Genomic DNA, 24,508 nt, shown 5'->3' with positions numbered 1-24,508 from the left:
GGTCCCTGCCTTCGCAGGGACACGATAGTTCTCAAATACCCCGATCAGCCCTCTGACCGCGCGACAAACGCCCCCTTGGCACGATCCTTCACCACCTGATCCGCACGGAACACCGTGCCATTCATGGTGATATAGACGCCCGGCGGGGCGATCTGCGCCGTCGCGAAGGCCATGCCGAGATTGAAGGTCGCGTCGCTCTCCGAGAAGCGCGCCGGGGCCAGCGCGCCCACCAGCACGATGGTCTTGCCGGCAATGCCCGCCAGCGCGGCGGCCGTGTCCGTCATCGTATCCGTGCCGTGGGTGATAACGATGCGCTCGGCGGGCGAGGCCGCAACCCGCGCCGCGATCAGCGCGCGATCATCGGCGGTTAGCTCCAGACTGTCCTTGCGGGCCACTTCCTCGATCTCGACCGGCAGCGTCACCCGCGCGATCTCCAGCAGGCGCGCCAGAATCGACTCGCCGATCTGATATTCGCTCAGCGCATCGAAATAGAGCTTGTCGATGGTGCCGCCGGTGGTGAGCACATGGATGCGCGGGTCTTGCTGGGTCATGCCCGCGCTTATAACCGGTCGGTGCGGCCTTGTCCCGCTTGCGCGGTGGAGCGCCGGCCCGTAGAAGCCGGCCATGATCCTCGTCATCGACAATTATGACAGCTTCACCTGGAATCTCGTCCATTATCTGATGGAGCTGGGCGCCCAGGTCGAGGTGGTGCGCAACGATGCCATGTCGGCCGGACAGGCGCTGTCCTCGGGCGCGGAAGCCTTTCTGCTTTCGCCCGGCCCCTGCACGCCCAACGAAGCCGGGATCAGCCTCGATCTCGTCGCGGCCTGCGCCGATGCCGGCAAGCCCTTGCTCGGCGTGTGCCTGGGCCATCAGACGATCGGCCAGCATTTCGGCGGCAAGGTGGTGCGCGGCGGCCTGATGCACGGCAAGACATCACCGGTCACCCATGACGGCACTGGGCTTTTCGAAGGCCTGCCGTCGCCCTTCACCGCCACGCGCTATCACTCGCTGATCGTCGAGGACATTCCCGATTGCCTGCTGGTCAATGCCACCAGTGAAGATGGATCGGTGATGGCATTCCGCCACGCGAGCCTGCCCATCCAAAGCGTGCAGTTCCACCCGGAGAGCATCGCGACCGAACACGGCCACGCGATGCTGGCCAATTTCATGCGCCTCGCCGGAATGCCGGTGACCGCGCGCGCAACGGCCTGACCCGAAACCGTTCGTCCCGTTTGAGGGAACGCCCATTTATCTCCCACGTTGGTCGGCCATCATGCGAATGCGCCGCAACAGTGGAGACTATAGGTGAAAATCGACCCTGCGGCCGCGCTCGCCTTGGCCCTTTTACTTGCGGCCTGCAGCGGTCGCGACGACGCGGCCAATCAGCACTCCGATGAGCCTGCCGTCCAGCTGATCGCCCACCCCGGCTCTCAGGCCGCCAAGGGCAAGGCCGCGCTGAACCTGACTGAACGCGAACTGCTCGATGCCGAACTGGTCGATACCGACGGCACGGAGCTGGGCGATGTGATCGCCCTGAAGCGCGGTCCCGGCGGCGCTGTCGAAGGGCTGGTGATCGCGGTCGAAGGCAGCGTGCCCGAGCAGCATGTCTATCTCCCCCTCGATGGTCTCGCGCCCCTACGCGAGGGCGATGACTGGACGATCGTCACGAGCCTTACCCCTACGCAGATCGCCGCGCTGCCCAAGGCCAATCCTGACCAGCCCGCAGCTGCCACCGCCGATTCAGCGCCGTCTCACGGAGCAGCCAACGCCCGTTGAGGGCAAGCGCCGGCCACGTCTGGCGCCCGCGACAATCCACCTAATATTAACGCCGGGCTGATAGGACGCCCCTGTCCGATCCCGGTGCGGCTGCCATGGTTGCCGCTTGTTCACGCTCCAGCGGCGAGTTAATAGGTGCCACAAAGTACGACAATCCGATCCATGTTGCTCGACAAGATGAGGGGGATGTTCAGGCAGCCGATGGCCGGGCATATACTGGCCGCAATCTTCCCGCTGCACATGTAATGATTTGTAGGCATCTTGCCTCGCCCACCGCTTTCTAGGATGACAGGCTCGATCGGGGGATCGCCGGGCCTTCAACCGAGAACCGATTTTTACCACTTCACGCTTGTTCTGGAGACTATGGATGTCACTGCTGAGGAACGTCTCGCTCGTTGCGCTCGCTTCCCTTTCCCTCACGATCGCCGGCTGCGAGAAAAAAGCCGAAGGTCAGGTCGTGGCCGTGGTCAATGGTGAGGAAATCACCCTGACCGAACTGAACGCCGAGATCGCCGATCTCAACGTCCCTGCCAGCGCCGACAAGGACATGGTGCGCAGCCGCGTGCTGCAGCGCATGGTCGACCGCCGGCTGCTGGTTCAGGCCGCCAAGGAAGCCGGGCTGGACCGCGACCCTGAATATCTGACGCAGGAGCGCCGGATGCGCGAGCAGTTGCTCGTCAACCTGTACGGTCGCAAGACGATGGACACGGTGAAGGTGCCGGATAACGCCGCCATCGACAAATATATCAGCGAGCGCCCCAACGCCTTCGCGCAGCGCAAGCGCTTCGCCCTTGAGCAGCTGCAGATGGACCCGCCCTCCAAGCCAGATGGCCTCAAGGAGCTGGAAACCGCCAAGACGCTCGATGAGGTCGCATCCCGCCTGACCGCCATGGGCATCGCCTTCGAGCGTGGCCGTGGCTCGCTCGACACCGCCGTGATCGATCCGCAGATGCTGGCCCGCATCGAGGCGCTGCCCCCGGGCGAGCCGTTCATCGTGCCGGCCAATGGCAAGCTGGTCGTGAGCGTGATCACCGGCAGCGAAGCCACGCCGGTTCCGCAGGAGCAGGCCCGCCAGATCGCTGCGCAGGCCATGCGCAACGAGGAGCTGAACAAGATCGGCGAATCGCGCCTGAAGGAAGCCAAGGCCAAGGCCAAGATCGAGTATCAGCCGGGCTATGCACCCAAGGACGATGCCAAGGCCGCCGGCGCCCTGCCCGCAGCCGGCAACGCCGCGGCGCCCGCCGCCAAGTAACGGCGAGGCGTTTTCCGCATGATATGAGGAGAGGAGGCACCAGCCTCCTCTCCACCCCCTCGAAGCGTCGACGCGCCAGTCGCCAGACGCGGGAATGAAGGCATGATGATCCTCGACTCTTTGGCCTGGCTCATCATTGCCATACCTGCGCTCTTGCTGGCCGTGCTGGCCGTGGAGCTGGCCCTGGGTCTGATCGCCGGCCGCCCGGCAAGGCCGCGCGCTGCCGCCCCCCACAGCGCCATCGTCCTCATGCCCGCCCATAATGAGGCCGCCGGCATTGCCCGTACCATCGCGCTGCTCCAGCCGGCGCTGGATGTGCATATCCGCCTCATCGTCATTGCCGACAATTGCACGGACGACACCGCCGCCGCCGCGCGCGCGGCTGGGGCACAGGTTATCGAGCGCAATGACCCTAGCCAGCGCGGCAAGGGCCATGCGCTGGCCTTCGGGCGGGACTGGATCAAGGCCGCAACGCATGCCGCACCGCCGGATTGTATTGTTGTGCTGGACGCCGACTGCGAAATCGATGGTGCGTCGCTGCGCGCGCTGATCGACGCGACCTGCGTCCGCCAGCGCCCGGTGCAGAGCTGCTACCTGCTCCGCTCGGCCGCCGATGACGGGGCGATGACGCAGATTTCCAACTTTGCGATGCTCATCAAGAATCGCGTTCGCCAGCGCGGCGCCTCGATTCTGGGATCGCCCGCCATTCTCGGCGGCACCGGCATGGCCTTCCCATGGGCCTTGATCGAATCGGCGCCGCTGGCGACGAGCCACTTGGTCGAAGACCTTGTGCTCGGCCTCCATTTCGCGCGAGCGGGCGCAGCGCCCCGCTATCTGGAGGCCGCGACGACCTGGAGCGACCCTGCGAGCCAGAGCGACACGCTCACACAGCGGGCGCGCTGGGAGCACGGCTATATCCAGACCGCCCTGCAGCAAGGCGCACCGGTCGTGCTTGAGGGTATCGCCAAGGCCAAGCCGAGCCTCGCCTGGTTTGGCCTGAGCCTGCTCGTGCCGCCGCTGGCCCTGTTGATGAGCCTGAGCCTGATCGCGCTTGTGGTGAGCGCCGGGCTCGCGCTGCTGGGCGCCACCGCTGCCGCGCCTGCCACGCTGGCGGGGTTGCTCGTGCTGGTCGCACTGCTGCTCGCCTTCGCCTGGAAGCGCGATGGGCGGGACACCGTGTCGGCCGCGACGCTGGCGCGCATCCCACTCTACATTCTATGGAAAATCCCCGTCTATCTACGACTGGTCAAGAAGCGCGAGACAGAATGGGTGCGCACGCGCCGCAAGGGCGAGTGATGAAGCGGGGCGCTAAACCGGTGCCCTGAACCGCTCAACAGCCTCGCATTGATGATCTTTCAACTTGCATTGGCCGCCGCAAAGCGCGCTATGATGGCGCAACGCCAGCAGGTGAAGGAGAGGGCATGACGGGGACGAGCGAAGCGACGAGCGCGCGCGGCTGGGGCGGGTTCGTGCTGATCCTCATCGCGCTGATGGTCGAAGGCTTCGACCTGCAGGCCGCCAATTTCGCCGCGCCCTCCATCCTGGAGGACTTTGGCGTCAGCCGCGCCGAGATCGGCCCGCTGCTCTCCGCCAGCCTGTTCGGCGTCCTGATCGGCGCCGTGTTCATCGGTCCGCAGGGCGACAGGCTGGGTCGCCGGACGATCCTGATCAGTTGCTGCATCGGCTATGGCATCATGTCGCTGGTCGGCGCGCTGGCGACCAACCTGACGCAACTCATCGTGCTGCGCTTCCTCATCGGCATTGGCCTCGGCGCCGTGCTGCCCAATGCGCTGGCGCTGGCCGGCGAACTGGCGCCGCGCAAATATCTCGCGCGGGCGACGGCGCTGGTCGGCATCGGCATCACCTTTGGCGGGGTTCTCGCCGGGATCGCCGCCGCCAAGCTGCTTGCGCCTTATGGCTGGCAGAGCTTGTTCATCCTCGGCGGTCTCCTGCCCATCGCGATTGCAGCGCTGCTGTGGATCGGCCTGCCGGAAAGCCCGGTCCTCAACCGCGCACAGACCCATGCGCCGGGCGAGCGCGGCCTTTCGGCCATCCTTTCCCCCGCCCAGCGCGCCCGCACGATCGCGATCTGGATCATCTTCGCGCTAGTGCTGATGGTCGTCTATCTGGTGAGCGGCTGGGTGCCCCTGCTGGTCAAGGATCAGGGCTATTCGACGACCACCGCCTCATGGATCGCCACCGGCACCCATGCCGGCGGCGTGGTCGGCGGTGTGGTCGCCAGCCTGTTGCTGGTGCGCCGCAACTGGTCGGTCGTGGCGCTGTTTGCGGGGCTTGGCGCGCTCACGCTGGCGATCATCACCGTGCATGACTGGGGCATTGTCGGCCTGACCGTGCTGCTGGTGCTGGTCGGCCTGTTCAGCACCGGCACGCAGAATGGCCTTAATGGCTCATGCGGCGCCACCTACCCCGCAACCATGCGCGCCTCCGGCCTTGGCTGGGCGCTCGGCATGGGGCGCGTCGGCTCGATCGCCGGGCCGCTGGTCGGCTCGCTCGCAGTGCTGCTCGGCCTGTCGGCGCCGCGCACCTTCTTCATCCTGCCGGTCATCCCGCTGGTGATCGCCGCCGGGCTGGCGCTCTGGCTCGCGCGCCGGACCGGCCCTGCCGTGCCCGAGGCCAGCGCCCAGGACAGCCCTGCACCCCTTCCCGCCCCCATCACGGAGACTGCCCGATGACGAAGATGCGCAAGATCGCCACCGAAGAAGCCTGGTCGATCCCCGAGGTCGCTCATGCCCTGCGGGATGTGACGCGCGGGCCATCGCAAAGCCTCGACAAGCTGCTCGTCGGTGGCATCTACGATCCGCCCGAAAATGCGACCGGCTATGCCGCGATGAACTTCCTCGATGGCCTGCTCGATATCGAGGAAAAGCGCCTGCCGGAGATGGACGCGCTGGGCGTGGACATGCACCTGCTCTCGCTCACCGCGCCGGGCGTGCAGATGTTCGATGCCGACACGGCGACCGATCTGGCCGCGCTCGCCAATGACCGGCTGGCCGAGATCTGCCGCAAGCGCCCGGACCGCTTCGCCGGCCTCGCCAGCTTCGCCCCCCACAGCCCCAAGCGTGCGGCGAAGGAGATGGAGCGAGCGATCAACGACCTCAAGCTCAACGGCTTCATCCTCAACAGCCACACCCATGGCGAATATCTGGACGATCCCAAATATTGGCCCTGCCTCGAAGCCGCCGAAGCGCTCGATGCCTGCATCTACATCCACCCCCGCGCCGCCTCCGACACGCTGAAGGGGCCTTTGCAGGATTACGGCATGGACAGCGCCATGTGGGGCTATGGCGTCGAGGTCGGCACACATGTCGTGCGGATGATGGCCAGCGGCGTGTTCGATGCCTTCCCCAAGCTCAAGATCTGCATCGGCCATATGGGTGAGGCCATCCCCTTCTGGATCTGGCGCATCAATTTCATGAACACCCGCGCCCAGAAGATCAGCCGCGCGCCGAAGACGAAACTGAGCATCGCGGAATATTTCCAGCGTAACTTTGTGGTGACGACGAGCGGCGTCGAGGACCCGCTGGCCCTGCGCTACACCATCGACAAGCTCGGCATCGATAATGTGCTCTGGGCGATCGATTACCCCTATCAGCCGCAGCACCCGGCAGTGGATTTCATGGATGCGGCGCCGGTGACCGACGCAGAGCGGCACGCGCTGTACCACGGCAATGCCGAACGGATCTTCCACATCGCGCCGCTCAGCGACTGACGGCGACTGACTAAACCTAGCAAAAGGGGCCGGGCGTCATCGACGTCCGGCCCCTTTTTGTGGTGACAGTCCGGTCAGAAATCGACGGACAGAGACGCCTTGTAGGTGCGCGGCGCGCCCTGCAGGAGGGTCTGGCCGAAGGCGTCGTAAGCCGACGCCCAATAGCGCTCGTTCGCGACATTATCGACGTTGAAGCGCAGGGTGAGCGGGCGCTGCGCCACCACCGCCACATAGCGCATACCGACGTCGACGCGAGTCCACGAGGGCAGCCGCAAGGTATTGGCAGTATCTAGCCATTGCTTGCCAGTCTGCACCACCCGCCCAGTCAGCGTAAGCGCAGGCAGGAACGGGAGATCCCACTCCACATTGGCGTTGAGCAAATAATCCGGCACGCCCTGCGCCCCGTTGCCATCCTGCAGGCCACCCGGCGTATCCCGAAGCTCTGCCTCGATCACCGAGCCTCCGGCGATGATCCGCAAGCCGGGCGTCAGCTCCCCGCTCACGCTGAGTTCGAGACCTCGGTTACGCTGCGTGCCGAAGAGATCATAGACCAGCGCGGCCGAATTTGTGGGGTCGGGCGCCACCTGCCCAAGGGGCTTCTCGATCTGGAAGGCGGCGAGGCTTGCACTGACCGGGCCGAGGGCCAGCTTTCCGCCCACCTCATACTGCACCGAGCGGTAGGGCTGGAAAATCTCGCCCGCGTTGCTCACGGGCAAAGTTCCCAAACCGGGGTAGAAGCCGGACAAGGGTGCCACCGGTCCCTGCGCCAGGCTTTCGATGCGGTTGGCGAACAGCGAGAGGCCGGCCACCGGCTTGATCACCAGACCGATGACCGGCGTGAGGGCGCTGTTCTTGTATGCCGAATCCAGCGCCCCATTGCCATAGGAGTAGCTGCTGGTCCTGATCTGCTGAATACGTCCACCCACCGTGAGCAGGACACGATCACCCAGCAGGCTAACGGTGTCGGATGCAAACACGCTCAACAGCTTGGTGCGATTGATCGGAAAGGGATTGTCCAGATCGCCGCCGACGAGGGCCGAGCTGGGAATAGTAACCGGCTGCGCGTCGTAGAGGTTCGTAGCAAAGCCTGCGAAGCCGGGCCCGTAGAGAAAGTCATAGGCGTTGCGATTGACCTGCCAAGTCGCCGAGCCGCCAATGTTGAACTCGTGGGCAATCCCCCCAGCAGCCAGATTGATGCGGATGCCGGCCTGCACAGCCTCGTTGTTATCAGTGCGCGGCACATACAGGCCATTGCCGCTGGCGGCGCCCGTCACGGCGTCCGACACGGTGATGCCCCCATAAATGCCGTCTTCCATCCCGTCGCGCGCGCCACCCATGACGTATAGCATGGCGTTGTCCGCCAGGTCATACTCCAGACGAGCTAGGCCAAAGATGTCACGCATCGTGGTGTAGGTCCAAGGCTGCGCATAATTGGCATCCGCCTCGGGCACTGCCGGAATGCTGCTGGATGCGATGGTCACCTTGGGGCGCAGGCCACGCACATGCACGCGGTTATACGCGAGATCGAGCGACATCCGCAGCGGTCCACCATCATAATCGAATGCGGCGCCGACAGCATAGGTGCTGCGATACTCGCCATCAATTGCGACATCCCCGCCGCGCGCGACGCCGTTGATCCGGATGGCCATGGTGCCCGCACCAGCAGGGAAACGGCGCGCCAGATCGAGCGAGCCGCCGAAATGCTCGCCTGAGGTATAATTGAGGGTCGCACGACTGAGGCGTCCCGTGGCCCGCTTGGGCACGAGATTGACGCTGCCGCCGATGCCGGACCCGCCCGGCGCTGCGCCGTTGAGGAAGGCGCTCGCGCCATTCAGGACCTGAACGGATTCGTAAAGCTCCGGCGCAACGAGCTGGCGCGGGGTGATGCCGTAGAGGCCGTCCAGCCCGACGTCGTCGCCATACAGGGGGAAGCCCCGGATAACGAACTGCTCGGCGGCATTGCCGAAGCCGTAGGTGGTGCGGACCGAGGGATCGTTCTCCAGCACCTGTCCCAGCGTCTGCGGTTGCTGGTTGAGAATAAGCGCCGCGTTATAGCTCTTTACACTGAAGGGCACATTCTCGGCAGACTTCTCGCCAAGCACGCCCACATTGCCTCCAAGCGTCACCGCGCTGCGATTCTCGCGCTGCGCCGTGACGATGATCTCGCTGGCCTCCTGCGCCGCGGCGGGCATGGCCACCGCGGCGACCGAGGCAATCAGCGCGGCTTTCAGAATTTGGCTGGAACGATGGAAATTCATGCTTTTTTCCCTTTGAAACGCGCTTGCATGCGCGGCTTGTTCTCATGATCGGCGATATCGAAAGGCCCAGATGGTGGCGGCGAGCGGCGCGGCCAGCGCGATCCAGGACAAAGCGTCGGCCCAGCCGTCGCCGGTCAGCGCGCTGACCAGACCGACGATGCTGAGCAGGGCGAGGGTGAGCGGCATCGCGAAGATGCGGCCGAGCGGCGCGCGGCGGCTCATTCGGCTGGCGCCACAAGGCCGCCGCTCTCGACCTCCCGCACACGGGCCGCCAGCGGGGCGCGGCGCTTGCCGAGCCAGAGGTAGAGGCCCGAGCCCAGCACGACGATGGTGAACAGCGTCAACGCCGCCCACAGCAGCTTGAGCGGCAGCCCGCCATAATCGCCAAAGTGCAGCGGCTGCGAATAGAGCAAGGCCAGCGTGTACCAGGGCATTGGCCGCACATCGGTCAGTTCGCCGGTCTCGGCATCGATGAGCGCCGGGGTGAGCGCGCGCTGGGTGAGCGGCGTGTTACCCTGGAAGAAAACCGCATAATGGTGCTTGCTGCTGTACGAGCCGCCGGGAAAGGCGATGAATTGGGGATTGTTGCCGGGCAACGCCTGCCGGGCGGCGGCCATGGCCTTGTCCAGCGAACCATAGCGCTCGGGCGGCAAGGCCGGGCGACCGGCATAAGCACCGGTCATCTCGGCCAGTTCGCTCATCTGCCACACCTTGATGATGGGCGTCGCGAGCGCGTTGATGACCCCGGTCAGGCCCACGACACTCATCCAGGCCAGCGCCACGATGCCGAGCAGATTATGATAATCCAGCCATTTGAGCCGGCGGCTGCGGCTGACCCGGATCGTCCCGAACTCCACCTTGCGCATGAAGGGCGCATAGAGAACCACGCCGGAAACGATGGCGGCGAAGAACAGCACGCCCATCGCGCCGAGGAACAGCATGCCCGGCAGGCCCAGGAACATGTCGGTATGGAGCTGCAGGAGGAAGTGCATCACGCCCTCCTCGACCACTTTCCCCGCCGGCTCCCCGGTCACGCGGTTGAAGAGCTGGATGGTCATGGCACCGCCCGGCGAATCCGGTGCCGGGGCAGTGGTGACTGTGAGGATGGGCGTCTCATTGTCGAAGGCCATGAACACCGGCACCTCGCCCGGCCGCGCGGCCAATGCCTTGCCGAGCATGACGTCCAGCGGTTGCAGCCCCGGCCCGTCGCCGGACGAGCCCGCCCCCTGCATCGCCGGTGCCTCCCCGGTCATAAGCTCGATTTCGTCATGGAAAATCAGCGGCAAGCCGGTCAGGCAGAGCATCAGCAGGAACGCCGTGCAAATCAGGCTCGTCCATTTATGGACGAGATACCAGATGCGGAGACTGCGCGTTCTCAACGAGACACAAACCTTGATATTGCGAGCGATTTGCATGGGCGCTTAATAGGAAGCCCTCGCAATTGCAACATGAGCCGGCGGCAATTCGGCGCATAAACCCTGCGTCGATTGGCGCAGACGAGTTGTCCCGCGAACACCACGGCCAACCAGCCCTTGCCCCCACGCTGTCCATGGCTATGACGGCGCGGTGACCTCTTCAATCGTGATCGGGACGGATGCGCACGGCGCGCCGGTGCCCATGGACATGGAAGAACTGCTGGCCACCCGGCTGCTCGTTCAGGGCAATAGCGGGTCCGGAAAGTCGCATCTGCTGCGCCGGATGCTGGAAGAAAGCGCCGGCCTGCTGCAGCAGGTGGTGATCGATCCGGAAGGCGATTTCGTCACGCTGGCCGAGCCGTTCGGCCATATCGTCATCAACGGCGCGGCGCATAATCCCGGCGAGATCGAGACGCTGGCGGCCAAGGTCCGGGCGCGCCGCGCCTCCGTGGTGCTGGCGTTGGACGAGCTGGAGCTGGAAGCGCAGATGCGCTGCGCCGCTCAGTTCATCGCCGCCTTGTTCGATGCGCCCCGCGAGCATTGGTATCCCGCTCTGGTGGTGGTCGACGAGGCCCAGATGTTCGCTCCAGCCGCCGCTGGGGAAGTGGCTGACGACATCCGCCGCATGTCGCTCGCGGCGATGACCAACCTGATGTGCCGAGGCCGCAAGCGCGGCCTCGCCGGCGTGATCGCCACGCAGCGCCTTGCCAAGCTGGCGAAGAACGTCGCTGCAGAGGCGTCCAACTTCCTGATGGGCCGCACCTTCCTCGACATCGACATGGCGCGCGCGGCCGATCTGCTCGGCATGGAGCGACGGCAGGCCGAGCAGATCCGCGATCTGGAGCGCGGCCGCTTCCTCGCGCTCGGCCCGGCGATCAGCCGTCGCCCGGTTTCCGTGAAGATCGGCGCGGTGAAGACGAGCGCGCGCACCTCATCGCATTCCCTCATTCCCCTGCCCGGCGAGCCGACCAGCGATCTTGAGGATCTGCTCGCGCCGCAGCCCGGCGAGGAACAGCCCGAACTTTTTGCCGCGCTGATCGCGCCGCCACCGGCCATCGACAACAGCGCCCGACTGGAGCGCGAAGACCTGCCCGAAGCCACCGACATTACATCAGCCGATGTCGAGTCGGGCATCGAAACAGCCAGTCCTGCCGCCCCCGAGACGCCGGACAGGCCAGCCCGCGAGCCGGTGATCCGCGCGGTTTTGGCTGACATGGCTGCGGAAGACGACTGCACCTATCGCTCGACCGCGGCGCTATTCCAGGATTTCGCAGTGCGCTGCCGGATGCAGCGGATCGGCAATCCCGGCATCGATCTGCTCAGCTTTCGCCGGCGCTTCGCGGTCGCCGTGGCGGGTGGCGAGGAGGATGAAGACCCGCGCTGGCAGGCCGCGCTCGCGCTCTCCAGCCGCGTCCAGGACGATGTGCTCGCGCCGTTCCTGCTCATCGCCCGCGCCGCGATCAAGGGGCAGCCCTGCCCCGACGACGAGGCGCTGGCCCGCGCTTATGGGACGCGCTCGGTGGGGCGAATCCGGCGGTTGCTGGATTATCTGGAAAAGGGCGACCTCATCGTCGTGCGGACCGACTTCGGTGGGCGGCGTTCGGTTGGCATTCCCGAACTCGGACTGGCCACCGCCCCGGCTGAAGGCTGACCGCCGCCAGGATGCGCTAAGCGGTGGCTGGCGGAGACTTCTGCATCGCCTCATAGGCCCGGCGCAGCAGTTGCTGCAGCGTCTTCACCTCTTCCTCAGACAAGGCATCATGAATCGGCTGCTCGACGTCCTGGGCGCGGGCGATCATCTGCGCGGCAAGGCGCTGGCCTTCGGGCGTGAGCGACAGCGTGTTGCGCCGCCGGTCCCGCGTCGAGCGCATCCGGCGGGCAAGACCGCGGGCTTCCAGATCGTCGATGATCGCCACCATCGCCGAGTCGTCCATCGCAACTTCCCGCGCGATTTCGGATTGGGAGCAATCGGGATTCGCCTCGATCAGTGCCATGGTAGAGAGGGCGCCGTGGCGAAGGCCGAAGGACGAATAGACGTCCACGATCCGCACCGACAGCTCATTCCGTAACAGCCGAACGACTGTGCCCACTGCCTGATCGAGCGCACCCCAGTTCAGGCCGGTCTCCTCCGGCCGCTTCCCGTCTTTCATAACACTCCCCTTCGACCCGGTGCCTTATTTGGCTTGCCGCTTGTGTAACTTATAGCAATGATTGTGGTGCCCGACTATTTGGATCGTGGACCAAAGGGCTATTCAAAAAAGGCGATGCTCCGGCATTCGATGCTCTCGCGCGGCACCGGGTCGGGCAGGCTGTCATCCCCAAATGCCGTGTGCGGCACCCGCCAGGCGCCGCTGCGGTCGCTATCGTGGAATTTGAACAGCAGGGCTTCATCCCGCACCATGTTGGAGAAATACCACCAGCGGTGAGCGGGATTGTGCCGGAAGATGTGCGCAGCCGGTTGGCGATCATCGTCCATCGGCGCGAACATGGCGTCGCCTTCGGGGATCTTGTCGACGATCCACAGGATATTGGTGGTGCCCTCATCATCGCCGACACTGCGCGCATCGCACAGGGCCAGCGGACAATCCTGTGGCGGCGGCGAATAGCTGCGCCAGAAGCTGGAGACGATGAACCGGCGGAACCCTGGCCCGTCCGGACGGGCCTTGCGATAGGCGATCTCTGCGGCGCGCTGCTGCCGAGCGGGGTCGGTATCGACATGCACCTCGCCAGCAGGCGGCTGCACGCCCTCGGCATGGCGATAGGGCGCATCCAGCTTCTTCTGCCGGCTGGCAAGATCGCCGGACGTGCGGATCATCCAGCCACCGACGACGACGAGATCGGCGCCGGTTGCCTGTTGGACATAGCGGGAGACCTCGCCCGGGTAGACGCGATTGACCTCATCCCGGTCGGTGAAATCGGCGACGTCACTCGGCGCATCGAGCAGCACGAAGCCCTGCCGATCGAGCGTGAAATGTGGGCGGATGGCGCGCGCGTCGCGGATCGTGACGGGGAATGGCCCGTAGCGGCCGGTGTTCACTTCCACCCCGGCGGAGACGAACCGCCGATTGATCGCGGGGCCGGGCAGCAGATATTGAAGCTGCGCCTCGACGCTGCGCACCGTGGCTTCGGGATCCATGACCTCATTACTCATTATCTGCTCTCCTAAGCGACGCCCGACTCTTTTGCCGCACCATGGCAGGCTATCCCGCTCCCCCGCAAGCGCCTGCATCGGCAACTATTCTTCGGCGCCTCTTGGCGAACGCGCGCCCGCCTGTCATGGCTGGCGCAGAATGAGTTTGACTAACAATCCATCGGAGGGAAAAGCCAGCATAGCGTCGGACGACGCCGCGGCCTTGCGTCGCTCGCGGCTGGCCGCTGTCGTTCTGGCCGCCACGTCCTTCATGGTCGCCATCGATCTGATGGTGCTGCTGACCGCGCTGCCGCGCATGGCGCAGGACTTCGCCGTGCCGCTGACTCTGCTGAGCGCGACGATCACCATCTACATTCTCGTCACCGTGCTGGTGCTGCCGATCAGCGACTGGGTGGGCAAGCGCTTCGGCACGCGCCGTGTGTGTACGCTCGCGATTCTGGGGTTCGTGCTGGCCTCGCTGGGGGCTGGCCTTTCGCCCAATCTTCCCGTCTTTCTGGCAATGCGGATGTGTCAGGCGGCCTTTGGCACCCTGATCGTGCCGGTGGGCAGCATCGCCCTGCTCAGCATCACTCCCAAACGCTACCTTGTCACGGCGATGACGATCAGTTCCACCCCGGCCCTGATCGCGCCGGTGATCGGCCCGCCCATCGGCGGCCTCATCACCACCTTTCTGGACTGGCGCTGGGTGTTCTTCCTGAACGTGCCCACAGGTCTCCTCGCCTTTGTCCTCACCCTGCGCTTCATCCCCAATATCCATGCTGTGGAGCGAAGGCCCTTTGACGGGCGCGGCTTTGCACTGGTCGGCGGGTTCCTCGCCTGCATCATTGCCGGGTTCGAGCGGCTGGGCGCCAAGGGCGGCGGCTGGCAGCAAGGGCTGCCGCTGATCGCGCTCGGGATTTTCCTGGGCTGGCTGTGCTGGCGACACATCCGTCGCGTGCCCCACCCGGTCATTCCGCTCGATGCGCTGCGCCACCGCAGTTTCTTCGTTTCCACGATCGGCGCGGGAATGCCGGCGCGAACGGCCTTCATGGCGACGGCGTTCATCATCCCGCTGATGATGCAGGTCGGCCTCGGCCTCACCGCCTTTCAAGCCGGGCTGCTGCTGCTCGCTCAGAATGCCGGTGACCTGGCGCTCAAGGCGATCGCCACGCCCTCGGTACGGTGGCTCGGCATCCGGATGGCGCTGACCAGCGGCGTGGTGACCATGGCGCTCTCCTTTGCCGCCTGCGCGCTGCTGACCCCGGCCATGCCATTCTGGCTGCTGGTGGCGATCATGGTCTTCGTCGGCATGGCCCGCTCGGTGCACATGACCGCAATTATGGCGCTGCGCTTTGCCGACGTGCCGCAAAGCGAAGTCGGCGGAGCGACTGTGCTCGGCAATATCGCCAACCAGATCTCGCAGGCGCTGGCGATCTCCGCCGCGGCCGCCCTGCTCAACCTGCTCTCGCTCGGTGTCGCGGCACCGACGCTCGCCGATTTCCAGATCGCCATGCTCGTCTTCGCCGGCCTCGCGCTGGCCGCTGCGCCTTTCTATGCGCGCCTTGCGAAGGATACCGGCGCCGCCGTGACCGGGCGCGAGACGCGGGGCCTGCGCGCGATTCGCAGCGAGGAGGTTTAGATGAGTGCTACAGCCTCCGCGCGACCCCGCTGCTTTTCCGTCTGCGTCAAAGCGTGGCTCTATCTCAGTCAAAGCCTCGCTTCGGGCAAAAGGATAGTGAGCTTCCTAGCCAACGGACGGACGGGGCGCTCCATGAGAGCCTCGCGCCGCGTCGTCTGGCTGCCGGTCATTGCGTCTCATCGGCGACAGCCGCCCGACCTTTCCGCCTGACAGAGGCGGGCAGGCGGCTCGCGCGGGGACGAAGAAACGACCGGCAAAGCGAAGAGGAGGGGAGATTCACCAATGAACAAAGTTCGTCATAACCGCGCACGCACCGTGTCGCGCATGGCGCTGAGCGCCGGGACGATGTTGTCCGGCGCGCTGATGCTCGCAATGCCGGCAAATGCCCAGACCGCCGCGCCGCAGGGCGCCGCCGAGGGCAATGTCGACGACATCATCGTCACCGCGCAGATGCGTGCGCAGAATGTGCAGGACATTCCGCTGGCAATCACCGCCATCAGCGGCGACCAGCTCGAAGCACGCAGCCAGACGCGCCTGACCGACATCACCGCGCAGGCACCGAACGTCATCCTACAGCAGAACCCCTCGGGCTCGGGCAACTCGATGCGCGCCTACATCCGTGGCGTCGGCCAGGGCGATGCCAGCCCCTCGGTCGAGCCAGGCGTGGGTATCTATGTCGACGATATCTATTTCGGCACCGTCACGGCCTCGGCCTTCGACCTGACCGACCTCGAGCGCGTCGAAGTGCTGCGCGGCCCCCAGGGCACGCTGGCCGGCATGAACTCGCTGGGCGGCGCGGTGAAGCTCTACTCGCGCAAGCCCGAAGGCCGAGGCGGCTATGTCGAACTGACCGCCGGCTCGCTCAACCGCCGCGACATCAAGGCGAGCGCCGACTTCACCGTGGTGCCCGATGCCGTGTTCGCCCGCATCACTGGCGTGTCACGCAACCGCGATGGGCATGTCACGCGCTACGATTATGCCTGTCTCAACCCCAGTGATCCCTATGTACAGCCGGGCACCAGCGTGGTGCAGCCGGGCGGCGCGGCGATCCCCAGCCTGGCGTCGGGCGGCAATTGCAAGCTCGGCACGCTGGGCGGCCAGAGCATGTACGCCGTGCGCGGATCCTTGCGCATTGCGCCGGTCGGCAGCCCGCTGGAGATCAACCTGTCGGGCGACTATACCCACGACACCTCCACGACGCAGGCCTCCGTGCTCATCGCCAGCGCCGAGCTGACCGGGCGGCAGAATAACAGCATTCCCTATCAGGGCGCGCCGTTCGACAACCGCTTCGTGACCTACGGCCAGTATCGTCGCGCCGGCGCGGTGCTGAACGATCCCTATGCGACCTACGCCAACTTCTACGATCCGGGCGTGACCTATCGCGCGGCGACGACGGCGTCTGCGGGTGGCCCCGGCACGGCCGGCGCGCCCAATGGCCCGACCTATGCCGAACCCCTGAGCGGTGTGAAAGGCTGGGGCGTGTCCGCCGAGATCAACTACACGCTGGGCGACAATCTCGCGCTCAAGTCGATCACCGGCTACCGCAAATATGATTCGCGTAGCTCGGACGACAATGACAACTCGCCGATCGCTTTCATCGGCGGCGTCTACAGCGACTTCTCGCACAAGCAGTTCAGCCAGGAACTGCGCCTCTCGGGCAAGGTGCTGGACGATGCGATCTCCTTCACCATCGGCGGTTTCTATTATGATGCGGACACGCGCTATAACGCCCGCATCCACACGCCGTTCTCGGGCTTCGGCGAATATGCCGTTTCCCCTTGCGGTGGCGCGCTCCCGGCGTGCGTGATCGCCAAGCCGACCTTCTCGTTCATCAACGACGATACCGCCAGCCTGCGCACCTATGCCGGCTTCGGTAACGTTGCGTGGAACATCACGCCTGCGCTGACACTGGAAGCCGGCATCCGCGTGAGCCATGAGAAGAAGGACTATCTCTACAACCGCCTCAACCCCAATGGGGTCGGCGACTATCTGCCGCTCAGCAACGCCACCAATCCGCTGACCGGCCAAGTGGGTACCTACAAGGAAACGCTGACCGACTATCGTGCGGCGCTCTCCTACAAGATCACGCCCGACATCATGGCCTATGCCCAGTTCGCGACCGGCTTCAAGGGTGGCGGCGTGGCACCCCGTCCGTACAGCTTCCAGCAGATTCGTCCGTTCGGCGCGGAAAAGCTGAAGTCGTATGAAATCGGTATCAAGGCGGACCTGTTCGACCGGCTCCTGCGGATCAACGCCAGCGGATTCCGCATGGATTATACCGACTATCAGGGCATTCCGCAGGTCTGCCTCGACTCCAACAACAATCCGCTCCCGGTCAACCAGGGCGGCGTACCCGGCCTGTGCGGCCAGTATCTGAATATCGGCGATGCCCGCGTGAACGGCTTCGAGCTGGAAACCACGCTGCGCCCGGTCGAGGGTTTCACCATCGACGGTTCGCTCAGCCTCACCGACTTCAAGTTCACCTCCATCAACTATCCCACGACCTCCATCGTCGTCGGCGCGAGCCGGCCCGGCGTGGGCAAGTGGAAGTGGAGCCTGGGCGCGCAGTATCAGGCTGATCTGGGTGATGTTGGCACGCTGACGCCGCGCATCGACGTCTCCTATACGGACGGATATTGCGGCGACTTCCTCTGCACGCCGATCGCCATCGTGGACAGCTACACGCTGGCCAATGCCCGCCTGACCTACGAGACGGTGGACAAGGACTGGTCGGTCGCGCTGGAAGTGACCAACCTGTTCGACAAACTGGTCTACCTCAACAAGTTCACGAACGCCTGGTATGCGACGGCTCAGCCCGGCCTGCCGCGCCAGTGGGCCGTGACCGTGCGCCGCAAGTTCTGATCAAGCAGTGCGCAACACAGATTGATCCGATAGAAAGAAGAGGAGAGGGGCGACCCTCTCCTCTTTGTCGCTGGGGCGACAGCAGAATGATAAATTGGGAGAGTGGCATGACATATTGGCGGACCGGTTCGAGCGCATTCCTTCTGTCCCTGCTGGCGATGACCGTCCCGGCGGCCCTCCAGGCCCAGCCGAGTTCAGCGCCGCCCCCGGGAGTTGGCGCCGATCTCGCCGCACAGGCCGCCATCCAGATGATGGAAGAAAGCCGGGCGCCAGACAGCACAGGCACCGGGCCATACAAGGCCATCAAACGGCAATATGAGAATTTCCCTGGCTTCGTCGTCTATCAGCCCGCCGATCTGAGTGCACTCGGCGTTCGCAAGATGCCGGTCTATGTGTTCGGTAACGGCGCCTGCACCGAAGACGGCGCCTCATCCCGCCAGCATTTGCTGGAGGTCGCCTCCCATGGCTATCTCGTCATCGCGCCGGGCGGCATCTACAGCGGCCCGGGCGTGACCGTCACGCCGCAGAGCTGGGAGCAGCATCGCGACAAAACGCGCTACCAGCAGCTCGGGCAGGCCATCGACTGGGCCGCAGCCGAGAATGGCCGCGCGGGCAGCCCGTTCAAGGGCAAGATCGACACTGCGCATGTCGCGGTCTCCGGCTATTCCTGTGGCGGCATTCAGGCGCTCAAATATGCCGGCGACAAGCGCGTCAGCACCTTCGTCATCATGAACAGCGGCATCATGAACGGTCCGGTCCCGGGCGGCTCGGGCGAGATGTCTGCGCAGAAGAGCCTGCTCCAGAAGATCGACAAGCCGACCCTCTATGTGCTCGGCGGCAAGACGGACATCGCCTACCCCAATGGCATGGACGATTATGCGCGGCTCACCCACATCCCCTCCGCCGTGATCAACACCGACGTGACGCACGCCGGCACCTATGCCGAGCCGAATGGCGGACGCGCGGCGCAGGCAGTGGTGGCGTGGCTCGACTGGCAATTGCGCGGCGACAAGGCGGGACGAGCGTGGTTCGTCGGGGATGATTGCAAGCTGTGCAGCGACCCCGCGTGGACGATCGAAAGTCGCAAGCTGGACACGCTGCCATGAGCGCGTTGTTGCGGGCAGCGCTGGCTCTGGCGCTGATCGCGCCCGGCGCGGCGTCCGCGCAGCAGGGTGGCACTTCTGACAGAGCGCTCGCCCAGCGCGTGCAGGTGCTGGAGGACCGCGAGGCGATCCGCCGCGCGATCATCGCTTATGGCGAATATCTCGATGCGCGCGATTATGCCGGCTATGCCGGGCTGTTCGCCAGCGACGGGACTTGGTCCGGCGGGCTGGGCAGCGCTACCGGGCCGGCGGCGATCCAGAAGTTGCTGGAGGAGAAGCTGGGCAAGCCGGAAGCGGGCTTCGTCAACAAGCGCAGCTTTCACCTCGTTACCACCGAGGTGATCGATGTGACCGGCGACACCGCCATCGCTCGCTCCCGCTACATGTTCTACACGGCCGATGGCGAGAACCGGCCCGCGACCACGCTGGCCGGTCGCTATGTCGATCATTTCGTGCGCGAGAATGGCGCCTGGAAGATCAAGACCCGCACCAGCCACGGCGTGATTCCCTGGCGCGATGGCGACAATCCCGAGCGCCCACCGCTGCCATCGCAATTGCAGGGCACGGTGAAGAACTGAGGGGTGGGACAACTTCGCAGGCACGCGCAGTCACCCTTCGTCATTCCCGCGAACGCGGGAAGCCAGTTCGGCCTCGCGTTGACGAGCAGCGTTGCAGCTGGATTCCCGCGTTCGCGGGAATGACGGGAGTGGGGTGCCGGAGCGTCGTTTCCATACCTTCCTCCGCGCCAATCACTGGTGCAATACGACGCCCCCGGGACGCCTCATTCCTCGCGATGAGTGCGCAACTCATCGCCGCGAATGGTCGCGACATGGAGCACATTGGTGGACCCTGGCGTACCGAAGGGGACACCGGCGAGCACGATGATCTTGTCGCCCGCGCCGGCAAAGCCGTGGCGCATGGCCATGCGCTTGGCCTTGCCGATCATTTCCTCAAAGCTGCCGATATCCTTGGTGCGCACGGCATGGACGCCCCACATGAGGCCCATGCGCCGGGCGGTATCCATGCGCGGGGTGAGCGCCAGGATCGGCGCGCCCGGCCGCTCGCGCGCGATGCGCCGCACGGTGCTGCCCGAGGTGGTGAAGCACACGATCACCTTGGCCGAGACCGTGTTGGTGATGTGCTGGCTGGCGCCGGCCAGTGCGTCCGACGTCGTCGGGTCCGGCATGGTCTTGGTGAAGTGCAGCCGGTCCAGATAGCCCGGATCATGTTCGACGCTGTGGGCGATGCTGTCCATCATCGCCACGGCTTCCTCCGGCCAGTCGCCCGCCGCCGTCTCCGCCGAGAGCATCACCGCATCCGCGCCGTCATAGACCGCCGTGGCGACGTCCGACACCTCGGCGCGGGTCGGCGTGGGCGCCTTGATCATCGATTCCAGCATCTGCGTGGCGACGACGACCGGCTTGCCCAAGCGCCGGGCGCTTTCCACGATCTGCTTCTGAAGCGGCGGCACGGCATAAGGCGGCAGTTCCACGCCGAGATCGCCCCGCGCGACCATCACCGCGTCGGACATCTCGACGATTTCCTCCAGCCGGCCAAGCGCGGCCGGCTTTTCGATCTTGGCGAGCAGATAGCCATAGCCACCCATCAGCTTGCGCGCCTCGGCCAGGTCATCGGGCCGCTGGACGAAGCTGAGCGCGATCCAGTCCACGCCCGCCTCGATGGCGAAGGAAAGATCGCGCCGGTCCTTCTCGGTCATTGCCGCCATCGGCAGCACGACGTCCGGCACGTTGACGCCCTTGCGCTCGGACAGCGAGCCGCCGACCTCGACCAGCGTATCGATGACATCGTCACGCACCGCCCGCACGCGCAGGACAAGCTTGCCGTCATCGATGAGCAGGCGCATCCCTTCCTGCGCGGCGGCGAAAATCTCCGGGTGCGGCAAAGTGACGCGGCTGCTGTCGCCGGGCGCGGGGTCGCGATCCAGCCGAAAGGCGGCGCCCTTTTCCAGAAAAACCGCGCCCTGCGCGAAGGTGCCGATCCGCAGCTTCGGTCCCTGAAGGTCCGCGAGGATGGTGGTCGGGCGGCCGAATTCCTTTTCAAGTCCCCGGATGATCGCGACATTGGCGGCATGAACGTCGTGCGTGCCGTGGCTCATGTTCAGCCGGAAGGCATCGGCGCCAGCCAGGAACAGCTTGCGGATCATCACCTCGCTGCTGCTCGAAGGGCCGAGGGTCGCCAGAATGCGAACCTTGCGGGTGCGGGGAGTGAGCTTCTTCATTTGGCCTCTTGCTTCGGTGCGGTCTCTGCCCACATGGCGAATGCCGTGGCGGCCACCGGCGTGGCCCGAGGTTGGAACCGGACATGAAGGTGCAAGCAATGACGATAGACACGCTCGATGACAAGACAGCGGCAGAAGCTTTTCGCCGGCTCGTCCACCATCTGCGTCACCGCACTGATGCGCAGAATGTCGATCTGATGGGTCTGGCGGGCTTCTGCCGCAACTGCCTGGCCGACTGGGTGGCCGAGGCCGACGGCACGTTGGACAAGGCCGCTGCACGCGAACTTATCTACGGCATGCCGCAGGATGAGTGGAAGACGCGCTACCAGACCGAGGCGACGCCTGAGCAGCTCGCGCGGATGAAAGATAGCGTGGCGAAGAACAATCACTGAGCGACGACACGTCTAAAAAGCCGTTTCTCATACGCGGCGCGATCCCGTAAAGCGCGGACATGCTCGCGCGCCTGACCCGCACTGATACCAGCACTGATACCGGCACCGCGCATGCCGGTGGCCTGATCGCCGCGTGGCTGGCGCTTGTGCTGCTCGCGCGGCTGCTGGTGCCGGCCGGCTTCATGCCCGCCGTGCAAAACGGTCCCGCGGTCGTGCTCTGCACCGGCGCCGGCATGATCACCGGCTGGATCGATGCGGACGGCACCGTCCGCAAGCAGCAGGACAAGCAAAACACCGCCCCGGATGCGCCCTGCGCCTTTGCCGGGATCGGCGCCTCGCTGGACAGCATCCCGCCCGGGATCGCGCGGGTCGCCGTGACGATAGTGACGGTACCCATCCTCAGCCCGAGCACGGCCGTGAGCATCGGACGCGGTCTGGCCGCGCCGCCGCCCCCGCAGACCGGCCCGCCGCATCAGCCCTGACGCTCCCGTCGCTGTCGCCTCGCGCGACATCCCCATTTCGGCACGCCCCCGCGCGCTGCCCGTCAAGGCTGACCCTTTCATGACCCGATTGCTCTTCTGCTGCGCAGCCATGCGCCGCCCTCCCCTCGCCCGTGCGCCATTGTCCGCCGGAGGCCGCCGATGAGCGCGCGCTCCAAGACCGGCGGCGGCTTCTATCAGGCTGTCTGGCGCTGGCATTTCTATGCCGGCCTGATCGTCCTCCCGGTGCTGCTGTGGATGGCGATCACCGGCGCGCTCTATCTCTACAAACCGGAGATCGAGCGGCTGGTCTATGCGGACTGGTCGCATGTGACGCCAAAGGATGCGCCCCAGCCGCTGAGCGAGATGATCGCCACCGTCGAGCGGGAATCCGGCCAGCAGGTGAGCCAGATCCAGCGGCCTGCCGAGCCGACAGCGAGCTGGCGCATGACCCTGCAAGGCGCGGACGGCACGCGCCGGCTCGCCTTTGTCGATCCCTATCGCGGCATGCTGCTCGGTACCACGAAGGCCGGCGGCGTCATGCAGACCGTGCGCGATCTGCACAGCCTGATCATCACCGGACCGGTGGGCAATGCGCTGGTGGAGATCGTCGCCGGCTGGGCGATCCTGCTGGTGCTGAGCGGGCTTTACCTGTGGTGGCCCCGGCGCGGCAGCCCGGTCGTCGGCCTGCGTGGGCAGGCGCGCGGGCGGCTGTTCTGGCGCGATCTGCATGCCTCGACTGGATTGCTCGCCGGCGGGGTGATCCTGTTTCTGGCGATCACTGGCCTGCCCTGGTCCGGTTTTGCCGGCAAGCAGTTGCAAGGCTGGGTCGCCCGTGCGGAGCTGGGCCGCCCCAAGGCGCCCGGTCCCAATCCCTGGGAGGCGCCGGCACCACGCTCGCATGATGGTCACGGCCATGACGAGGGCGCGAAACAGAGCCTGCCCTGGTCGATGCAGGAAGCGACGCCGCCAGCCGCATCGGGCAACGACGACATCGGCGTCGACCGGGCTGCGGAGATCGCCGGCAAGCGCGGCCTCGCCGCCCCTTGGACGCTCACCCTGCCGATGGCGGACGGCGCGCCCTATCTCATCTCACAGTCCGTGCGCCGAGCGCAGGATGCGCGCGCCATTTACGTCGATCCGGCAAGCGGCGCGGTGATGCAGGATGCCCGCTTTGCGCATTTTGGCATCGGCGCGCGGGCGATCGAATGGGGCATCGCCACCCATCAGGGCCAGCAATATGGCGAGATCAACCGCACGCTCATGCTGCTCGGCTGCCTCGCGCTGATGCTGCTGTGCCTCACCGCGCCCGTGCTCTGGTGGAAACGCCGCAAGAACGGCCGGCTGGAGGCGCCTGCCCGGCCCGCCGATCCCCGCAATGCGCAGGGCGTCGCGGCGATCATGCTCGCCATCGGCCTGTGCCTCCCCCTGACCGGCCTCACGCTGGCGGCCGCCTTGGCGCTCGACATGCTGATGGGACGCTGGCGAAGCCGAGCCGCCATGGCGGGCTGATCGAGCGATGAGTCGTGATACCGCCGGAACAAGGGCGGTTGTACGGCGTTATTCAGCACGAGCCGGCGCGATACGTGCCGGTCGCTTGTTTGATATTACGAGGATGAGTCCGATGAAGAAGATCCTGCTCGCCACAGCGCTGATGGCGTTTGCGATGCCCATGGCACCGGCCATGGCCGATCCGCCGCACTGGGCGCCCGCGCACGGAAAGCGCGCGAAAGACCGGGACAATGGCCGCGCCCTCTCCCATAACGACCGCATATGGCGCGGCGACGATGGCCGGTATCGCTGCAAGCGCAATGACGGCACGACCGGTCTGCTGATCGGTGCCGGCGTCGGCGCGCTCGCCGGCCGCGCGATAGACACGAAGGGCGACCGCACGGTTGGGACCTTGCTCGGCGCCGTTGGTGGTGGCCTGCTCGGTCGCTCGATCGACCGGGGTGAAGTACGCTGCCGCTGATCCACTCCGAAATCTGAACATCATGGATGTCTGCTTTCTCCCGAGAGCAGGCATCTTTGCCATTTACAGCAGGCGCCACCCTCGCTAGAGGCGCGCGCCATGTCCATAATGATCGTTCAGCCGATTATTACCAAACCGACCCGCATCAGCGGGGCGGTTCGGATGCGCGCGGCCTGAGAGCCACGATCAGCCGGACAGGAAGCCCCGCGAAGTGCGCGGGGCCGACTTTCCAGAAGAAAGCCTGACCGCCGCGTCCTT

The 24,508-nt window shown here is 65.6% G+C and carries 22 protein-coding genes; 15 read left to right on the top strand and 7 right to left on the bottom strand.

What is annotated here, in order from left to right; all coding sequences use genetic code 11:
* Positions 1-44: 44 nt before the first annotated feature.
* Positions 45-551 carry an asparaginase gene (locus M2343_RS15995; protein WP_264577396.1) on the bottom strand — a complete coding sequence of 169 codons (507 nt, stop codon included), beginning with the start codon at positions 549-551 and terminating at the stop codon, positions 45-47.
* A gap of 73 nt (positions 552-624) precedes the next feature.
* Between M2343_RS15995 and M2343_RS15990 the strand changes: the two genes are divergently transcribed.
* The 6 genes from M2343_RS15990 to M2343_RS15965 all read left to right on the top strand — a co-directional run bounded on the left by M2343_RS15990 (position 625) and on the right by M2343_RS15965 (position 6,761).
* Entirely contained in the window at positions 625-1,215 is a 591-nt protein-coding gene (locus M2343_RS15990) for an anthranilate synthase component II (protein WP_264577395.1), read from the top strand.
* Positions 1,216-1,308: 93 nt separating this feature from the next.
* Entirely contained in the window at positions 1,309-1,779 is a 471-nt protein-coding gene (locus tag M2343_RS15985) for a PRC-barrel domain-containing protein (RefSeq protein WP_264577394.1), read from the top strand.
* A 367-nt stretch (positions 1,780-2,146) separates the two neighbouring features.
* Positions 2,147-3,031 carry an EpsD family peptidyl-prolyl cis-trans isomerase gene (locus M2343_RS15980; RefSeq protein WP_181560593.1) on the top strand — a complete coding sequence of 295 codons (885 nt, stop codon included), beginning with the start codon at positions 2,147-2,149 and terminating at the stop codon, positions 3,029-3,031.
* Between the two features lie 102 nt (positions 3,032-3,133).
* Entirely contained in the window at positions 3,134-4,327 is a 1,194-nt protein-coding gene (locus M2343_RS15975; protein WP_264577393.1) for a glycosyltransferase family 2 protein, read from the top strand.
* A 125-nt stretch (positions 4,328-4,452) separates the two neighbouring features.
* Complete coding sequence (locus M2343_RS15970; RefSeq protein WP_264577392.1) at positions 4,453-5,724, top strand: MFS transporter; 1,272 nt, start codon at positions 4,453-4,455, stop codon at positions 5,722-5,724.
* Positions 5,721-6,761 (top strand): amidohydrolase family protein, encoded by a 1,041-nt coding sequence (locus M2343_RS15965; protein ID WP_264577391.1) that lies wholly within the window; start codon positions 5,721-5,723, stop codon positions 6,759-6,761. The genes M2343_RS15970 and M2343_RS15965 overlap by 4 nt, the downstream gene beginning before the upstream one ends.
* A 74-nt stretch (positions 6,762-6,835) precedes the next feature.
* Here the strand turns inward: M2343_RS15965 and M2343_RS15960 are convergent, their stop codons facing one another.
* The 3 genes from M2343_RS15960 to M2343_RS15950 are packed head-to-tail and all read right to left on the bottom strand — an operon-like array spanning position 6,836 to position 10,398.
* A complete protein-coding gene (locus tag M2343_RS15960; RefSeq protein WP_264577390.1) occupies positions 6,836-9,019 on the bottom strand; it encodes a TonB-dependent receptor in 2,184 nt (727 codons plus the stop codon).
* Positions 9,020-9,061: 42 nt separating this feature from the next.
* Complete coding sequence (locus tag M2343_RS15955; RefSeq protein ID WP_264577389.1) at positions 9,062-9,241, bottom strand: hypothetical protein; 180 nt, start codon at positions 9,239-9,241, stop codon at positions 9,062-9,064.
* Complete coding sequence (locus M2343_RS15950) at positions 9,238-10,398, bottom strand: PepSY-associated TM helix domain-containing protein (RefSeq protein ID WP_264577388.1); 1,161 nt, start codon at positions 10,396-10,398, stop codon at positions 9,238-9,240. The genes M2343_RS15955 and M2343_RS15950 overlap by 4 nt, the downstream gene beginning before the upstream one ends.
* 187 nt (positions 10,399-10,585) lie before the next feature.
* On the opposite strand from M2343_RS15950, the gene M2343_RS15945 reads away from it, so the two are divergent.
* Positions 10,586-12,085 (top strand): ATP-binding protein, encoded by a 1,500-nt coding sequence (locus tag M2343_RS15945; RefSeq protein ID WP_264577387.1) that lies wholly within the window; start codon positions 10,586-10,588, stop codon positions 12,083-12,085.
* 16 nt (positions 12,086-12,101) lie between these two features.
* Here the strand turns inward: M2343_RS15945 and M2343_RS15940 are convergent, their stop codons facing one another.
* Entirely contained in the window at positions 12,102-12,584 is a 483-nt protein-coding gene (locus M2343_RS15940; protein ID WP_181560599.1) for a MarR family winged helix-turn-helix transcriptional regulator, read from the bottom strand.
* Between the two features lie 98 nt (positions 12,585-12,682).
* Entirely contained in the window at positions 12,683-13,585 is a 903-nt protein-coding gene (locus tag M2343_RS15935; RefSeq protein ID WP_264577386.1) for a CmcJ/NvfI family oxidoreductase, read from the bottom strand.
* A 139-nt stretch (positions 13,586-13,724) separates the two neighbouring features.
* Here M2343_RS15935 and M2343_RS15930 point away from each other — a divergent pair, with 139 nt between their 5' ends.
* The 4 genes from M2343_RS15930 to M2343_RS15915 all read left to right on the top strand — a co-directional run bounded on the left by M2343_RS15930 (position 13,725) and on the right by M2343_RS15915 (position 19,746).
* Positions 13,725-15,203, top strand: a complete 1,479-nt coding sequence (locus M2343_RS15930; RefSeq protein ID WP_264577385.1) for an MFS transporter — start codon at positions 13,725-13,727, stop codon at positions 15,201-15,203.
* 282 nt (positions 15,204-15,485) lie between these two features.
* A complete protein-coding gene (locus M2343_RS15925) occupies positions 15,486-18,065 on the top strand; it encodes a TonB-dependent receptor (protein WP_264577384.1) in 2,580 nt (859 codons plus the stop codon).
* A 107-nt stretch (positions 18,066-18,172) separates the two neighbouring features.
* A complete protein-coding gene (locus M2343_RS15920) occupies positions 18,173-19,171 on the top strand; it encodes a hypothetical protein (RefSeq protein WP_264577383.1) in 999 nt (332 codons plus the stop codon).
* Positions 19,168-19,746, top strand: a complete 579-nt coding sequence (locus M2343_RS15915) for a nuclear transport factor 2 family protein (RefSeq protein ID WP_264577382.1) — start codon at positions 19,168-19,170, stop codon at positions 19,744-19,746. Before M2343_RS15920 ends, M2343_RS15915 begins: the two co-directional genes overlap by 4 nt.
* Before the next feature lie 203 nt (positions 19,747-19,949).
* Here the strand turns inward: M2343_RS15915 and pyk are convergent, their stop codons facing one another.
* Complete coding sequence (gene pyk / locus M2343_RS15910; protein WP_264571276.1) at positions 19,950-21,407, bottom strand: pyruvate kinase; 1,458 nt, start codon at positions 21,405-21,407, stop codon at positions 19,950-19,952.
* 98 nt (positions 21,408-21,505) lie between these two features.
* On the opposite strand from pyk, the gene M2343_RS15905 reads away from it, so the two are divergent.
* The 4 genes from M2343_RS15905 to M2343_RS15890 all read left to right on the top strand — a co-directional run bounded on the left by M2343_RS15905 (position 21,506) and on the right by M2343_RS15890 (position 24,250).
* Entirely contained in the window at positions 21,506-21,799 is a 294-nt protein-coding gene (locus M2343_RS15905; protein WP_181560605.1) for a DUF1244 domain-containing protein, read from the top strand.
* A gap of 59 nt (positions 21,800-21,858) precedes the next feature.
* Positions 21,859-22,281: a hypothetical protein gene (locus tag M2343_RS15900; protein ID WP_264577381.1), complete on the top strand. Its 423-nt coding sequence runs from the start codon at positions 21,859-21,861 to the stop codon at positions 22,279-22,281.
* A 159-nt stretch (positions 22,282-22,440) separates the two neighbouring features.
* A complete protein-coding gene (locus M2343_RS15895; protein ID WP_264577380.1) occupies positions 22,441-23,790 on the top strand; it encodes a PepSY-associated TM helix domain-containing protein in 1,350 nt (449 codons plus the stop codon).
* A 112-nt stretch (positions 23,791-23,902) separates the two neighbouring features.
* Complete coding sequence (locus M2343_RS15890) at positions 23,903-24,250, top strand: glycine zipper 2TM domain-containing protein (protein WP_181560607.1); 348 nt, start codon at positions 23,903-23,905, stop codon at positions 24,248-24,250.
* Positions 24,251-24,508: the final 258 nt, after the last annotated feature.

The organism is Sphingobium sp. B8D3B (assembly GCF_025961875.1).
GTDB lineage: Bacteria > Pseudomonadota > Alphaproteobacteria > Sphingomonadales > Sphingomonadaceae > Sphingobium.
The sequence above is the reverse complement of the archived record's forward strand: the minus strand, read 5'-3'. Positions and strand labels throughout refer to the sequence as shown.

Excerpts from the sequence above, each read along its gene's own strand:
- M2343_RS15995 (WP_264577396.1), bottom strand. The coding sequence starts at position 551 with ATGACCCAGCAAGACCCGCGCATCCATGTGCTCACCACCGGCGGCACC.
- M2343_RS15990 (WP_264577395.1), top strand. The coding sequence starts at position 625 with ATGATCCTCGTCATCGACAATTATGACAGCTTCACCTGGAATCTCGTC.
- M2343_RS15980 (WP_181560593.1), top strand. The coding sequence starts at position 2,147 with ATGTCACTGCTGAGGAACGTCTCGCTCGTTGCGCTCGCTTCCCTTTCC.
- M2343_RS15975 (WP_264577393.1), top strand. The coding sequence starts at position 3,134 with ATGATGATCCTCGACTCTTTGGCCTGGCTCATCATTGCCATACCTGCG.
- M2343_RS15970 (WP_264577392.1), top strand. The coding sequence starts at position 4,453 with ATGACGGGGACGAGCGAAGCGACGAGCGCGCGCGGCTGGGGCGGGTTC.
- M2343_RS15965 (WP_264577391.1), top strand. The coding sequence starts at position 5,721 with ATGACGAAGATGCGCAAGATCGCCACCGAAGAAGCCTGGTCGATCCCC.
- M2343_RS15960 (WP_264577390.1), bottom strand. The coding sequence starts at position 9,019 with ATGAATTTCCATCGTTCCAGCCAAATTCTGAAAGCCGCGCTGATTGCC.
- M2343_RS15955 (WP_264577389.1), bottom strand. The coding sequence starts at position 9,241 with ATGAGCCGCCGCGCGCCGCTCGGCCGCATCTTCGCGATGCCGCTCACC.
- M2343_RS15940 (WP_181560599.1), bottom strand. The coding sequence starts at position 12,584 with ATGAAAGACGGGAAGCGGCCGGAGGAGACCGGCCTGAACTGGGGTGCG.
- M2343_RS15935 (WP_264577386.1), bottom strand. The coding sequence starts at position 13,585 with ATGAGTAATGAGGTCATGGATCCCGAAGCCACGGTGCGCAGCGTCGAG.
- M2343_RS15930 (WP_264577385.1), top strand. The coding sequence starts at position 13,725 with ATGAGTTTGACTAACAATCCATCGGAGGGAAAAGCCAGCATAGCGTCG.
- M2343_RS15925 (WP_264577384.1), top strand. The coding sequence starts at position 15,486 with ATGAACAAAGTTCGTCATAACCGCGCACGCACCGTGTCGCGCATGGCG.
- M2343_RS15920 (WP_264577383.1), top strand. The coding sequence starts at position 18,173 with ATGACATATTGGCGGACCGGTTCGAGCGCATTCCTTCTGTCCCTGCTG.
- M2343_RS15915 (WP_264577382.1), top strand. The coding sequence starts at position 19,168 with ATGAGCGCGTTGTTGCGGGCAGCGCTGGCTCTGGCGCTGATCGCGCCC.
- pyk (WP_264571276.1), bottom strand. The coding sequence starts at position 21,407 with ATGAAGAAGCTCACTCCCCGCACCCGCAAGGTTCGCATTCTGGCGACC.
- M2343_RS15905 (WP_181560605.1), top strand. The coding sequence starts at position 21,506 with ATGACGATAGACACGCTCGATGACAAGACAGCGGCAGAAGCTTTTCGC.
- M2343_RS15900 (WP_264577381.1), top strand. The coding sequence starts at position 21,859 with ATGCTCGCGCGCCTGACCCGCACTGATACCAGCACTGATACCGGCACC.
- M2343_RS15895 (WP_264577380.1), top strand. The coding sequence starts at position 22,441 with ATGAGCGCGCGCTCCAAGACCGGCGGCGGCTTCTATCAGGCTGTCTGG.
- M2343_RS15890 (WP_181560607.1), top strand. The coding sequence starts at position 23,903 with ATGAAGAAGATCCTGCTCGCCACAGCGCTGATGGCGTTTGCGATGCCC.